This window comes from Streptomyces sp. NPDC055400 (assembly GCF_053644375.1).
Map to the genome: position 1 here is coordinate 81,388 of NZ_JBSHLM010000004.1, position 14,699 is coordinate 96,086.

General features: G+C 70.9%; 11 protein-coding genes and 1 other RNA gene. 11 read left to right on the forward strand and 1 reads right to left on the reverse strand.

The genetic code is table 11. The features are described from left to right. Positions 1–65 precede the first annotated feature (65 nt). The 5 genes from ACWIGU_RS11635 (at position 66) to dacB (ending at position 5,274) form a co-directional block, all read left to right on the forward strand. Positions 66–1,220: a S41 family peptidase gene (locus ACWIGU_RS11635; RefSeq protein ID WP_454399782.1), complete on the forward strand. Its 1,155-nt coding sequence runs from the start codon at positions 66–68 to the stop codon at positions 1,218–1,220. 30 nt (positions 1,221–1,250) lie between these two features. Next, entirely contained in the window at positions 1,251–1,793 is a 543-nt protein-coding gene (gene smpB, locus ACWIGU_RS11640) for an SsrA-binding protein SmpB (protein WP_454400529.1), read from the forward strand. A 119-nt stretch (positions 1,794–1,912) separates the two neighbouring features. Next, positions 1,913–2,282, forward strand: a transfer-messenger RNA (tmRNA) gene (gene ssrA, locus ACWIGU_RS11645). A gap of 171 nt (positions 2,283–2,453) precedes the next feature. Further along, positions 2,454–3,557 (forward strand): hypothetical protein, encoded by a 1,104-nt coding sequence (locus tag ACWIGU_RS11650; RefSeq protein ID WP_454399784.1) that lies wholly within the window; start codon positions 2,454–2,456, stop codon positions 3,555–3,557. A gap of 97 nt (positions 3,558–3,654) precedes the next feature. Then, positions 3,655–5,274 (forward strand): D-alanyl-D-alanine carboxypeptidase/D-alanyl-D-alanine endopeptidase, encoded by a 1,620-nt coding sequence (dacB, locus tag ACWIGU_RS11655; protein ID WP_454399785.1) that lies wholly within the window; start codon positions 3,655–3,657, stop codon positions 5,272–5,274. A 39-nt stretch (positions 5,275–5,313) separates the two neighbouring features. On the opposite strand, the gene ACWIGU_RS11660 is transcribed toward dacB, so the two are convergent. Next, positions 5,314–6,570 (reverse strand): MFS transporter, encoded by a 1,257-nt coding sequence (locus tag ACWIGU_RS11660; RefSeq protein ID WP_454399787.1) that lies wholly within the window; start codon positions 6,568–6,570, stop codon positions 5,314–5,316. An 83-nt stretch (positions 6,571–6,653) separates the two neighbouring features. Between ACWIGU_RS11660 and ACWIGU_RS11665 the strand changes: the two genes are divergently transcribed. The 6 genes from ACWIGU_RS11665 (at position 6,654) to ACWIGU_RS11690 (ending at position 14,647) form a co-directional block, all read left to right on the forward strand. Beyond that, positions 6,654–7,664, forward strand: coding sequence for a LysR family transcriptional regulator (locus ACWIGU_RS11665; RefSeq protein WP_454399789.1), 1,011 nt, complete (start codon positions 6,654–6,656; stop codon positions 7,662–7,664). Between the two features lie 213 nt (positions 7,665–7,877). Beyond that, positions 7,878–8,597, forward strand: a complete 720-nt coding sequence (locus ACWIGU_RS11670; protein WP_454399791.1) for a hypothetical protein — start codon at positions 7,878–7,880, stop codon at positions 8,595–8,597. Continuing rightward, positions 8,598–10,775 carry a glycosyltransferase gene (locus tag ACWIGU_RS11675; RefSeq protein ID WP_454399793.1) on the forward strand — a complete coding sequence of 726 codons (2,178 nt, stop codon included), beginning with the start codon at positions 8,598–8,600 and terminating at the stop codon, positions 10,773–10,775. 53 nt (positions 10,776–10,828) lie between these two features. Next, a complete protein-coding gene (locus ACWIGU_RS11680) occupies positions 10,829–12,061 on the forward strand; it encodes an acyltransferase family protein (RefSeq protein WP_454400531.1) in 1,233 nt (410 codons plus the stop codon). A 101-nt stretch (positions 12,062–12,162) separates the two neighbouring features. Then, positions 12,163–13,110 (forward strand): hypothetical protein, encoded by a 948-nt coding sequence (locus ACWIGU_RS11685; protein WP_454399795.1) that lies wholly within the window; start codon positions 12,163–12,165, stop codon positions 13,108–13,110. Between the two features lie 184 nt (positions 13,111–13,294). After that, positions 13,295–14,647, forward strand: coding sequence for a nitrate/nitrite transporter (locus ACWIGU_RS11690; protein ID WP_454399797.1), 1,353 nt, complete (start codon positions 13,295–13,297; stop codon positions 14,645–14,647). Positions 14,648–14,699: the final 52 nt, after the last annotated feature.

Sequence of the window (14,699 nt, forward strand, 5' to 3'; positions counted from 1 at the left end):
AGTCACAGGGCGCCGTGCGGTTCAACGAGCCGTACGGCGCTTCGCGTTGTCCTAGACTCACCGTCATGTCGGGCCCCGAGTTGTTCTCCCGGCCCCGCCGCTTCGGCCGCGGGGCAGCCCTGACATTGGTCTTCGCGAGCGTCCTCGCGACCGGCGTCGCGACGGGTTCGTGGAGCGCCGACAGCCACAAGTCCGAGGAACTTCCGGCCGGTTCGGTCACCGGCGCCGGACACGAGGACGCGACGGACGCGGCCGCCGGGGCGATGGCCGACGGCAAGTCCCCTACGCAGGCTGCCGAAGAGGCCGTCAGCCGCAGCGGCGACCGCTGGGGCGCGGTGTACTCGCAGGGTGAGTACAAGGAGTTCGAGCAGGAACTCGACGGCCAGTACACGGGCGTCGGCCTCTGGGCCCGGCGCACCGCCGACGGCCGCATCGAGGTCTCCAAGGTCGGTTCCGGGTCCCCCGCGGCCCATGCGGGCGTGCGCCCCGGCGACCGGCTCCGCACCGTCGACGGCCGGCCCGTCGACGGCCGCCCCGTCACCGAGGTCGTCTCCCTGCTGCGCGGCGAGCACGCGGGGACGGCGGTCCGGCTCGGCCTGGAGCGCGGCACGCGCGCGTGGACCGAGATCCTGCGCCGGGCCAACCTCGCCACCGAGTCCGTCACCGTCTCCCGCCTCCCCGGCGGCACCGTCCTGATCAAGGTCGCGGCCTTCACCAAGGGCTCGGGCGAGCGCGTACGGTCCGCCGTGCGCGACGCCCCCCACGGCGACGGCGTCCTCCTCGACCTGCGCGGCAATTCCGGCGGCCTGGTCACGGAGGCGGTCACCGCGGCGTCGGCGTTCTTCGACGGCGGGCTCGTGGCGACGTACGACGTACGCGGACGGCAGCGCGCCCTGCACGCCGAGCGCGGCGGCGACACCTCCAGACCGGTGGTCGCGCTCGTCGACAGCGGCACGATGAGCGCGGCCGAGCTGCTCACCGGGGCCCTCCAGGACCGTGGCCGCGCGGTCGTCGTGGGCTCGAAGACCTTCGGCAAGGGCTCGGTCCAGATGCCGAGCCGGCTCCCCGACGGCTCCGTCGCCGAGCTGACCGTCGGCCACTACCGCACCCCCACCGGCCGCGGCGTCGACGGACGGGGCATCACCCCCGACCTCGAGGCCGACGAGGGCGCGCGGCAGCGGGCCGAGACAGTATTGAGTGGCCTCGGGGACCCCTCGTAGTGCGAAAATGGTCGCACTATGTCTAAGGGAATGTTCGTACCGAAGGAATCACAGCCCAAGCAGGGCGCGTCCGGTAAGTCCGCAAAGGGCGCTGACGGCAAGCGCAAGATCGTCGCGCAGAACAAGAAGGCGCGCCACGATTACTTGATCATGGACACCTACGAGGCCGGCATCGTGCTGACCGGCACGGAGGTCAAGTCGCTGCGCCAGGGCCGCACCTCCCTGACCGACGCCTTCGTCCAGATCGACCAGAACGAGGCGTGGCTGCACAACGCCCACATCCCCGAGTACAGCCAGGGCACCTGGACCAACCACGCCGTGCGCCGCAAGCGCAAGCTGCTCCTGCACCGCGACGAGATCGACAAGCTGGAGTCGAAGTCCCAGGAGACGGGTCACACGATCGTGACTCTCGCGATCTACTTCAAGGACGGCCGCGCGAAGGCCGAGATCGCGCTCGCCAAGGGCAAGAAGGAGTACGACAAGCGGCAGACGCTGCGCGAGCAGCAGGACCGCAGGGACTCGGACCGCGCCATCGCGGCGGCGAAGCGCCGCCAGCGGGCCCGCGAACGCTGACGCCGCCCTCCGCCAGGTAATAGGCTGGCACCGTCGCTCGTCGGTCACGTACGATGGGTGATGTCCCGCTGGTGACGGGACGCCCCGGATCGAAAGATCCGGATTTGAAAAATCAACATGGGGATGATCGGTTTCGACAGCGGATGTCGAAGCAGGGGAAGCGTGTCGAGGAAGCGGCAATGATCTCGTTAACCATATGTCGCAACCAATAATCGCCAACACCAAGCGCGATTCCTTCGCCCTCGCTGCCTAAGTAGCGACTTGCGAAGTGTCAGCCCGGGGGTGATCCCGACCCGGATCCTGGCATCATCAAGGGATCTAAACTTCTAAGCCCGGTCACGGGGCCTAGAAGGAAATCAAACAGTGACTGAGCCCGTCGGAGACTTGTTCGCGTGATCTCCGGGGCTGAGAAAATCGAAGCGAACTGCACACGGAGAAGCCCTGATTCTGCACCGTTGGACGCGGGTTCGATTCCCGCCATCTCCACAATTCCCATGTGAGGCTGAGGCCCCGCAGTCCCCGGACTGCGGGGCCTTCGTCGTGTCCGGGGGCCGCAGGTCCGAGGAACGTGGACGACGCCCCCTTGCCGAGTTGGTCTGGACCTGTCACGCTGCCCGCGCCCCCCACCTCCCGTAGGCCGCTCCCTCCCCGGAGGTCCGTATGCGCCACAGACCGGTACGCAACAGCCTGCTCGCCGCCCTGGGGCTTGTCCTCGCGCTCGTCGTTCCGCGGGCCCCGTCGGCCACGGCGGTCACCGCCGCCGCCACGCCCGCCCAGATCTACGGTGCCTGGCACTGCGGCAACGACGCCTGCATCTGGGGCACCGTGCGCAGTGTCAGTGAGTTCGACTCGCAGAATCACTGGCTCGTCGACCGCGGCGACGGGCGGCCCTCCGTCAATCTCGTCGTCCTCAGCTTTGCGGAACCGCAGAAACTGCTGCACCGCACGAATGACACGACCACCGCGAACGGCGTGCCCAAAGGCATGACCAAAGAGATCGTCCAGTACTTCACCTCGCGCGGAATGCGCGTGATGCTGTCCATCGGCGGAATCACGTACACCGACGCATGGGATGCGGCGCTCGCCGAGAATCCGACGCAGCTCGGCCTCAACGCGGCGGCCGTCGCGAACGATCTCGGGGTCGGTATCGAGATCGACTACGAGCAGAATTCCGGTCCCGATCTCACCGGGCTGCAGTCCTTCATCGACGCCTACCGGTCCGTGCACCCCTACGATGCCTCGGGGGCCGACCCCACGGCCCGGCTCACCCTCGACACCGCCGCCGGTGACCGGTGGCTGATCGACATCAACCGGAAGGCGACCGCCGACTGGCTGCGTACCGACACGCCCGTGCTCGACTACGCCAACGCCATGGTGCCCGCCCGGCAGCCCTCCAGCAGTTCGGCGATCGCCAACTGGCAGGAGCACGTGGACGGGAAGCCCACCTACTCGCCCGTGGTGCCGCCGCTCGCGCCGGCCAAGTTCACCGGGTCCGTGTACATCGCCGACCAGAGCAAGTCGCTGCCCGAGTGCACCGACTTCGCGAACTCGCTGCAGAAGTCGACCGGTTCGTTCACCCAGAGCGTCGCGCCGAACGGGGCGGGGGCGAGCTCCGGGATGCTCGGCTATATGTTCTGGGCGGCCGAGCGGCCCTCCACGCGCGGCACCGGGACCGCGCCGCCCAACACCTGCGAGGGCGGCGTCGGCGGCGGGGCGACCGCGTACAGCATTCCGGTTCCGATGCCCGCCCTGCGGCAGAACTGAGCGGGACCCGGCGGTCCGGGGCGCCGCGCCACGGCGCTCCGGGCCACCGGCGAGGCGCCCTGTTCCCGGGCGCCTCGATCGGGGATGCTCCTGAGGCATGAGTAGACCCGACGGACCTGTGAGACGACTCCTCAATCCGCTTGCACGTCAACGGCGTTACCTCGTCTGGCCCGCCCTCGTCGCGCTCGCGGCGGGCCTGACCTGGGGATCACCGGCCGGTGCCGACGGCGACGGCACCGGCCTCCCTGAGGCCATCGACACCATCCTCGGTGACCCGTCCATGGAGGGCGGCGCGGCGAGCGTCGTCGTCGCCGACGCCGGGAGCGGCGACATCATCTACCAGCACAACCCCACCGGGCGCCTGATGCCCGCGTCCAACACCAAGCTCCTCACCTCGACCGCGGCGACCGAACTCCTCGGCACCGGCTACCGGTTCACCACCGACGTGCTCGGCGACGGGCGGCGCCGGGGGAGCGTCCTCGACGGCGATCTGTATCTGCGCGGCACCGGTGACCCGACCGCCCTTGCCAAGGACTACGACGAGCTCGCCGCCGAGGTCGCCGCGTCGGGCGTGAAGTCGGTCAGCGGGCACCTCGTGGCCGACGACAGCGCGTTCGACAGCCAGCGGCTCGGCCGCTCCTGGGCCGCCGACGACGAGTCCTCGTACTACTCGGCGCAGATCTCCGCCCTGAGCGTCGCGCCCGACACCGACTACGACACCGGAACGGTCATCGTCCAGGCCTCGCCGGGCGCGAAGGCGGGCGACAAGCCGAAGATCACCCTCACACCGAAAACGCATTACGTCGACATCGATGTGCGGGCCACCACCGTCGCGGCCGGCGGTGACGACACCCTCACCGTCGAGCGGCAGCACGGCACGAACACCGTGACCGTCAGCGGCACCGTGCCCGTCGGCGGCTCCACCACCAAGGAGTGGGTCACGGTCTGGGAGCCCACCGGATACGCGGCCGCCGTCTTCCGCGATGCGCTCGCCGCGCACGGTGTGAAGGTGACGGGCTCCACGAAGCTCGGGAGCGCCACCCCGAAGGGCGCCGTGCGGCTCGCCACGCACGACTCCATGCCCCTGAAGGACCTGCTGATCCCGTTCATGAAGCTGAGCAACAACATGCACGCCGAGATCCTCACCAAGGCCATGGGGGCGAAGGCGACCGGCCGCCCGGGGAACTGGGACGACGGGCTCGCGGCGATCAGCGGCTATCTGAAGGGCATCGGCGTCGACACCGGGCGGCTGCGCCAGGCCGACGGGTCCGGGCTCTCCCGGATGGACAACATCCCGGCGGGCCAGATCGCGAAACTGCTGCTCGCGGTCCGCTCCGAGCCGTGGTTCGGCGACTGGTACAAGTCGCTGCCGGTGGCCTGCGACCCGGACCGGTTCGTCGGCGGCACCCTGCGCTCGCGCATGTGCAACACCCCGGCCGCGCTCAACGCCCGCGGCAAGACCGGCTCCCTGACCGGCGCGTCCGCGCTCTCCGGCTACGTCAAGGACGCCGGCGGACGCGAACTCGTCTACAGCATCGTCCAGAACAACTACCTGGTCGGCTCGGTGAAGCCCCTCGAGGACGCGATCGTGGTGACGCTCGCGAAGTCCGACGCCGACGCGGCGGTGGCGGTGAAGCCGCGCTCGCTGCGCTCCGTGCCGGTCTCCGAACGCAAGGGCGACCTGGAGTGCTCGTGGCGCAAACCGGCCGCGTGCTGACGGCCGCGTGCTGACCGCTGCGGGTCCGGGCGAGGGTGACTACGTACGGTCGCGCGCGTCGCTTCGTACGTAACCGGTGAGCGCCAGTACGAGCGCGCACGCCGACGCGGCGGCCGGGATCACGTAGCCCGCGGTGGGGCCGAAGCGCTCCACCGCGGAGCCGCCCGCCGCCGCACCGGAGGCGATGCCCCCGAGCAGGCCGGTCACGGCGAGGGTCATGCCCTCGTTCAACTGGCCCTCGGGGGTGCGGGCCTGGACCAGCGTCATGCCCGTGACCATCGTCGGGGCCGTCGCCATGCCGGCCACAAGGAGAGCCCCGGCGACCACAAGGAGAGAGCCGGTGAGCGCCGCGAGCAGGGGGAGGGCCAGCAGGACGGTCATCGCGGCGACGCACCACGGGTGGCGCCGCGCCGCGGGACCGGCCGGCCGTACGGCCCCGTAGACCAGCCCCGCCACACAGGAACCGGCCGCCTGGAGTGCGAGGACCGCGCCGGCCGCCGCCTTGTGGCCGTCCTCGTCCGCGAACGCGATCGTGACCACCTCCATCGAGCCGAACACGGCGCCGGTGGCGAGGAACGACGCCAGGAGAACGGGCATCCCGCGCGCGCGGAGGGGCGATTTCGTGGCCGTGCGCCCTTGGGTGGGCGGTTCCGTGGTGCGCTGCGCGGCGAAGACGAGCACCCCGGTGAGCAGCAGGACCGCGCCGATCAGGGTGCCGGCCTCCGGGAAGAGTGACCCGCACAGGAAGGCGGCGAGGACCGGGCCGAGCATGAAACACAGCTCGTCCACCGCCTGTTCGAAGGAGTTCGCGGTGTGCAGGGCGGCCGGGTCGCCCTTGAGGAGATGGGCCCAGCGGGCGCGTGACATGCCGCCCGTGTTGGGCGTGGTGGCCGTCGCCGCGTAGGCGGCGAAGAGGGTCCAGCCGGGCGCTCCGTAGTGCACACAGAGGAGGAGCGCCAGCGATCCGCAGGCCGCCACCGTCGTGGCGGGCACGGCGATCCTGGCCTGCCCGTACCGGTCCACGAGGCGCGCCGTCCACGGGGCGACGACCGCGGTCGCGGCCATCCCGGTCGCGGTGACGGCTCCGGCGAGCGCGTACGAGCCGTGCGCCCCGGCGATCATGATGACGGCGCTGACGCTGAACATGCCCATGGGGAGCCGGGCGAGGAGGTTCCCGAGGGTGAAGGCGAGCGCGCCGGGGGTGGAGAGCAGTCGGACGTACGGGGAGCGGCCGGGCTGTGGCGGGGCGGTGGAGGCCGGGGGGGCGGTGGCGGGCTCGGATATCGCGTCGGGCATGTGATCAGCGTCGTCGTGGGCCGTGCGCCCGGTCCAACACCTTCTCCGTACCGATTCACGCGCCCGCGTTGTAAGTTCGCCGGATGCCCGACCAGTCAGCCGCGCCCGGCACACCGGCCCCCGCCCACCTGGAGCCCCGGCTGCTGCGCGCCTTCCTCGCCGTTGCCGAGGAGCTGCACTTCACCCGCGCCGCCGCCCGGCTCTATGTCGCCCAGCAGGCCCTCAGCAGGGACATTCGCCGCCTCGAACGCGAGCTCGGCGCCGAGCTGTTCGCGCGGAGCACGCGCCAGGTCGCCCTGACCGCGGACGGTGCGCGGCTGCTGCCGTACGCGCGGCGGGTGCTGGATGCGCAGGACGAACTGCTCGCCGCCTTCGTGCGCCGCCCGGCAGCGGGGACGCGGCCGCTGCTCGTCGACGTGAACAGCCCCGGCCTCGTCTTCGAGCGCATCCTGGAGCGGGCCCGCGAGTTCGCCCCCCAGTGCGAGCTGATGGCCCGCTACGAGAGCGGCCTGACCGGGGCCGCCGCCGAGATGACGGCGGGCCGCCTGGACGCGTCCTTCGGGCGGTACGCGGGGCTCGACCCGGCGGTGCGGGCGCGCCTTTCGCAGCAGCCCGTGCGGTACGAGCCGATGACGGTGGTCCTGCCCGAGGACCATCCTCTCGCCGCTCTGGACGCCGTTCCGCTCGGGCGGCTCGCGGGCGAGACGGTATACGCGGGCGCGGGCAATCCCCGGACACCGGAGTGGACCGACCTGGCCGGGCGGCTCTTCGAGGGGCGCGGGATAGCGGTCGCGGCGCCCGCGCCCCTCGCCGTGGGCGTCGAGGAGTTCCGGCGGATCATGGCCAAGACGGGGACCCCGGTGCTCGCCGCGGGGGACTTCCCGGCCATGCCCGGCTCCGTCGTGAGGCCCCTGACCGACCCCGTGCCCCTGTCGCCGGTGTCGCTGGTGTGGCCGACGGGGCTCGTGCACCCGGGGATCGACGCGCTCCGAGCGGCGGCGGCCACGCTCGCGGAGGAGAACGACTGGCTCCGTAAGCCCCCAGGCGCCTGGATTCCGGCCATAGATGCACTCATCATGATGAGTCAGGACTGAGGGTTGGGCGTGGCTGTCACTCGCGTGCGCTACATTCTTGGTCCGAGCGGATTGTGATAAGGGGGGCGCTCGGATCGGGTGGGGGCCCGGTCCGAACGACGAGAGCTCGGTACGTCGTGCGCGCACCCATGTTCATGTCCTTGGGGGGATGTGCGTACGGTGGAACACTGGCGAGAAAATGCCCGTTCCGGGCAGACTCACGATCCTAATGAAGTGACGGTCCAACTCGACGGCACAGGACGTCAGTTGGACGAACTCATCGCTGCGCGGCGCGAGGGTGCCGCCGACAAGGAAGTCCCGGTCTTCGTAGACGACTCGGGCCGGCGCAACCGCAGGTACCGCCGCTTCGGCGCGATCGTCGGGATGATCTGCGCCGTCTACGCCGTGGTCATCGTGGCGACGCTGCTCTCCGGGAACTCGAACGCTCCCTGGCTGCCCATCACGGGCCAGGACCGCGACAAGCCCGCGGGCAAGGTGGACACACCGCCGCTGCCGGCCGCCCCGGCGGCCGAGCCGTCCTCGTCGACGGGAGCCACGGCCGGTCCCAGCGCCTCCGGCACGGGAACGGCGTCCAGCGAGCCGGGTGCCGGCTCGTCGACCGGGCCCGAGGGCAGCGAGAGCGCCAAGCCGGACGACAAGCCCGGCACGTCGCCCGACCCGAAGCCGTCCGACGGCGCCGGCAAGCCCGACCCAGGTCATTCGCCCGCCGACCCGGGCCCCGGACCCTCGCAGGAGCCCGGCTCACCGGGCCCCGGCGAGCCGTCCCCGTCCGACAGCGGAGCGCCCGTCGAGCCGACGGAGTCCCCGGTGGCCCAGGGCGGCACCGAGACCGTCGCGGCGTCGCCCGCCGAGTCGTCCCTCGCGCCCGTCGACCCGAGTCGGAGTCCGGCCGGACCATCATCGGCCCCGTCCCCGGAAAGCGGCATCCTGTAAATGTCCTCCCGCTCACGCAGCAGCCGCAGGGCGCCGCGTCGCCGCCGCCTGCCCATGCGCTATCTGCTTCCGTCGCTGCTCCTTGTCGCCCTGCTCGCGATGCTCATGCTCCGCGGGTACGTGCACAGCGAGATCCTCGCCGACCACCGCATCCAGCCGCCCGCCGCCACCGATCACGTGCCCGAGAAGATCCTCGAGGGCGGACCCGTCATCGACACGCGCGGCGGGCGTGAGACCGGCATGAGCGTGCCCGACCACCGGCTCGTCCTCACCTTCGACGACGGCCCCGACCCGCAGTGGACCCCGAAGGTCCTCGACGTCCTGAGGGAACACCACGCGCACGGCGTCTTCTTCGTCACCGGCACCATGGCCTCCCGCTACCCGGACCTGGTCAAACGCATGGTCGACGAGGGGCACGAGGTCGGCCTGCACACGTTCAACCACCCCGACCTCTCGTACCAGTCCAAGAGCCGCATCGACTGGGAACTCACCCAGAACCAGACGGCCCTGGCGGGCGCGGCCGGCATCCGCACCTCGCTGTTCCGGCCGCCCTACTCCTCGTTCGCCGACGCCATGGACGACAAGTCGTGGCCGGTGACCAAGTACATCGGCAGCCGCGGATACATCACCGTCGTCAACAACACCGACAGTGAGGACTGGAAGCGCCCCGGCGTCGACGAGATCATCAGCCGTGCCACGCCCCACGGCGGCAAGGGCGCGATCGTCCTGATGCACGACTCCGGAGGCGACCGCTCGCAGACCGTCGCCGCCCTCGACCGTTTCCTCCCCCAGCTCCAGGGCCAGGGATACGACTTCGTCAACCTCACCGAAGCGCTCGGGGCACCCAGCGCCCACACGCCCGTGCACGGTCTCGAACTGGCCAAGGGCAAGGCGTGGATCTACGCCGTCGAGGCCTCGGACAACGTGACGGACGTCCTCGCCGTAGGACTCGCGGTCATCGGCGTCCTCGTCTTCACCCGCTTCGGCCTGATGCTCCTCCTGTCCGGGGCGCACGCCCGGCGCGTGCGGCGCCGCGGATTCTCCTGGGGACCGGCCGTCACCGAACCGGTGTCGGTCCTGGTCCCGGCGTTCAACGAGGCCAAGTGCATCGAGAACACGGTGCGTTCACTCATGTCGAGCGAGCACCCCATCGAGATCATCGTCATCGACGACGGCTCGACCGACGGCACGGCCCGCATCGTCGAGAATCTGCGCCTGCCGGGCGTCCGGGTGGTCCGCCAGCACAACGCGGGCAAGCCGGCCGCCCTCAACCGCGGCCTCGCCAACGCACGTTACGACCTGATCGTGATGATGGACGGCGACACGGTCTTCGAGCCGTCCACCGTCCGCGAGCTCGTCCAGCCCTTCGGCGACCGCCGCGTCGGCGCCGTCGCGGGCAACGCGAAGGTCGGCAACAAGGACTCCCTGATCGGGGCCTGGCAGCACATCGAGTACGTGATGGGCTTCAACCTCGACCGCCGCATGTACGACATGCTGCGCTGCATGCCCACGATCCCCGGGGCCGTGGGCGCCTTCCGCCGCAGCGCCCTGGAGCGCATCGGCGGCATGAGCGACGACACGCTCGCCGAGGACACCGACGTCACCATGGCCCTGCACCGGGACGGCTGGCGCGTCGTCTACGCCGAGAAGGCCCGCGCCTGGACCGAGGCCCCGGAGTCGGTCCAGCAGCTCTGGTCCCAGCGCTACCGGTGGTCGTACGGCACGATGCAGGCGATCTGGAAGCACCGCCGCTCCGTGATCGAGTCGGGCCCCTCCGGGCGCTTCGGCCGGATCGGACTGCCCTTCGTCGCCCTCTTCATGGTCCTCGCGCCGCTCCTGGCGCCCCTCATCGACGTCTTCCTGCTCTACGGCCTCGTGTTCGGCCCCACCGAGAAGACGATCGTCGCCTGGCTCGGCGTCCTCGCCATCCAGGCCGTCTGCGCGGCGTACGCCTTCCGGCTCGACCGCGAACGCATGACCCATCTCATCTCACTCCCGCTCCAGCAGATCCTCTACCGGCAGCTGATGTACGTCGTGCTGCTCCAGTCCTGGATCACCGCGCTCACCGGCGGCCGGCTGCGCTGGCAGAAGCTGCGGCGCACCGGAGCGGTGGAGGCACCGGGGGCGATTCCGCGCCAGCGGGCTTCGCGTGGCAACGATCGGAGGCCCGTCGCATGACGTATCCCACTCCCGCCACCGGCGGCCAGAGCGGGTTCCAGCAGACGCGGCGCATGCCGCACGTACCGTTCCCGCAGGTGCCGTTCACACCGGAAGCGGCGCCCGCGCCCGCTCCGCCCGCCCCGCCCGCGCAGGCCGCCACGCCCGAGAAGCCGGGCCGCGACCGCTATCTGGACCTGCTGCGCTCCATCGCGCTCGTCCGCGTCGTCGCCTACCACCTCTTCGGGTGGGCCTGGCTGACGGTCCTCTTCCCGTCCATGGGCGTGATGTTCGCGCTCGCCGGATCGCTGATGGCGCGCTCCCTGAGCCGGCCCGCGATCGGTGTGATCAGGGGCCGTATCCGCCGGCTCCTGCCGCCCATGTGGGCGTTCAGCGTCGTCGTCCTCGCCCTGCTCTTCCTGGGCGGCTGGAACCCCGGCGAGGACCCCGACAGCGGCGGGACCTGGGGCTGGATCAGCCTGTTCAACTACTTTGTGCCTGTCGGTGCGCCGTCGTTCCCCTGGCACCTCGGCGACAAGGCGGGCCTCCTGGAGGACACCTGGCCGGCGCAGGCCGCGGGCCCGCTCTGGTACCTGCGGGCCTACCTCTGGTTCGTCATCGCCTCCCCGCTGCTGCTCCGGGCGTTCCGCAAGGTGCCGTGGGCGACGCTGCTCGCGCCGCTCGCGCTGACGGCCGTCGTCGGTACGGGCATCGTCACCATCCCCGGCGAGACGGGGAACGCGGTCACCGACTTCGCGGTCTACGGCGGCTGCTGGGTCCTCGGCTTCGCCCACCACGAGGGCGTCCTCGCGAAGGTGCCGCGCTATCTCGCGGTGTCCTGCTCGGCGATCGTGATGGCGTTCGGACTGTGGTGGGCCTCGGGCCATCTCGGGCCGGACGGCTGGGACCTGAACGACATCCCGCTGGCGCAGGCGACCTGGTCCTTCGGGTTCGTCGTCATCCTGCTCCAGTACTCGCCGTCCTGGCAGGAGCTGCCCGGCCGGCTCGCCAAGTGGGACAAGCTCATCACGCTGTCCAACAACCGCGCGGTCACGATCTATCTCTGGCACAACATGCTGATCATGGCCACGGTGCCGATCATCGACCTCGCGTACAACCTGCCGTTCATGGAGGACGCGAGATGGAGCGGCGCCCTCGACTCCACGTACATGCTCTGGATGTTCGTGCTGACCTGGCCGCTGATCGCCCTCGCGGTCCTCGGCACGGGCTGGATCGAGGACCTGGCCGCCAAGCGGCGCCCGCGGCTGTGGCCGAACGGCGTCAAGAAGCGGGCACACAGCCGCTAGGGGGCGTCCCCATAGACGGGGTTGTGCGGCCGGTGGGGGTGGGGGAGGTTGGGGCGTGAGCGACCAGTGACCGTATGACCACGAGGGGAACCCGGACCGACATGACACAGCCTCCCGGCCGGCCGCCGCAGGACGGATCCGGGCACCACCCGGCGTACGGACCGCCTCCCACCCCGCCGCCGGTGCCGTCCGGCGGCGGGCAGGACAACCCGTACGCCGGCGCGCCGACCCCGCCACCGGCTCCGCCGCAGATACCGCAGACCCCGCCACCGGCACCGGCACCTCAGAGCCGGCCCGGCTACGGGGACCGGTCCGCTTACGGGGGACAGCCCGGCTACGGCGACCAGCCCGGATACGGAGCCCAACCCCCCTACGGTCAGCCCCCGCAGGGACAGCCGCAGGGCCAACCCCCGTACGGGCAGCCCTCGTACGGCGGGCAGCCGCCCTACGGCGGAGGCGCCTATCCGCCGCCCCCGCCCCCGCCGGGCGGCAACACGCGCCGGACCGCCGTCATCGTCGGGTCCGCGGTCGTCGCGCTCGTCGTGATCGTCGGCGGGATCTTCCTCGCCACGAGCAGCGGCGGAGGCGGCGACAAGCCGAAGGCGCAGGACTCCGTGTCCGCGGAGCCCACCACATCGGACGAGCCCTCCGACGACCCCGCGACCGAGGACCCCGCGACGAAGGACCCCGTCGAGGAGCCGTCCGATGTCACGGGGACGGCGGAGGAGCGGCCCGCCGGGTCCACCGGCTACCAGGGCCAGTGGCAGGACGAGCAGGCCAGGACCCTCACGGTCGGCGACAAGGTCGCGACCGGCACGGCCAAGGGCAAGTACAGCGTGTCCTACATCGACGCGGGCGGTAAGGGCATCTGCACCGGCATCGGGGAGAACCGCAGCGGCGGGGCGTTCCGGATCGCCGTCAAGTGCATGGGCAAGGACACCGGCGACGAGGTCTTCGGCGCGAACCTGACGCAGGCCGACGACGTGGTCACGCTGAAGTGGGACAAGGGCGGCTCGGCCGGCCTCAAGTGGGCGGGCACCACGAGCTGAACCAACGCCCCACGTCCTGATCCACGCCCACGACCTGACCCACGCCGTGGAGCGAAGCTCACCGCCGGGCCCCGCGTACGGTGAGAGCAACGTTCCCCGGCGGTCACGGTGCGGCACAGCGCGGTAATCCCGCCTCCCTACGTTCGAGGTCATCAGCCGAGAACCGTGACCCTGGAGGCGTGTGATGGCAGCCCGGAGTTGGATCCAGAGGTGGGATCCGGAGGACGAGACGTTCTGGTCGCGCGAGGGCGGCGAGAAGGTCGCGCGGCGCAATCTCGCGTTCTCCATCCTGTCCGAGCACATCGGGTTCTCGATCTGGACCCTGTGGTCCGTGATGGTCCTGTTCATGGGGCCCGAGTACGGCATCGACCCGGCCGGCAAGTTCTTCCTGGTCTCGATGGCCACGCTGGTCGGCGCGGTCGTCCGCGTGCCCTACACCTTCGCCGTCGCCCGCTTCGGCGGTCGGAACTGGACGATCTTCGCGGCGAGCCTGCTCCTGGTCCCGACGGTTGCCGCGTTCGCCGTGATGGAGCCGGGGACCTCGTACACGACGTTCATGGTGTGCGCGCTGCTCACCGGGGTCGGCGGCGGCAACTTCGCCTCGTCGATGACCAACATCAACTCCTTCTTCCCGCTGCGGAAGAAGGGCTGGGCGCTCGGCCTGAACGCGGGCGGCGGCAACATCGGTGTCCCCGTCGTGCAACTCGCCGGGCTCGCCGTGATCGGCGCGAGCGGCGGGCCGCGCGTCCTGCTCGGGATCTACATCCCGCTCATCGCGGTGTCGGCGATCTGTGCCGCGCTGTTCATGGACAACCTCGCGACCGTGAAGAACGACACCGGCGCCGCCAAGGAGGCCGTGCGCGACCCGCACACGTGGATCATGTCGTTCCTCTACGTGGGGACGTTCGGGTCGTTCATCGGCTACAGCTTCGCGTTCGGGCTCGTCCTGCAGACGCAGTTCGGCAGGACGCCGCTGCAGGCCGCGTCGATCACGTTCATCGGGCCGCTGCTCGGCTCCCTGATCCGGCCCGTGGGCGGCCGGCTCGCCGACCGGTTCGGCGGCGCCCGCATCACGCTGTGGAACTTCGTCGGCATGGCCGCCGCCACCGCCGTGGTCGTCCTCGCGTCGACGCAGAAGTCGCTGCCGCTGTTCACCACGGCGTTCATCGCCCTGTTCGTGCTCACCGGGCTCGGCAACGGGTCGACGTACAAGATGATCCCCGGCATCTTCCAGGCCAAGGCAGCGGCCCGAGGGCTTACGGGGGAGGAGGCCGCGGCGTACGGGCGGCGCCTGTCCGGGGCCTCGATGGGGCTGATCGGCGCGGTGGGCGCGCTCGGCGGGCTCGGCATCAACCTCGCCTTCCGCCAGTCCTTCCAGACCGCGGGCACCGGCACGGCCGCCTTCGTCGGGTTCCTCGTCTTCTACGCGGTGTGCTTCGCCCTCACCTGGGCCGTATACCTTCGCCGCCCGGCGGGTGCCGAGGCTCCCGTCGAGGCCGCCGAGACGGAGCCCCGGCTCAGCTACGCCGAGGTGTGACGTAACACCGCTGACATCATGGGGAACCGAGCCCGTCACGGGAACTTGACAG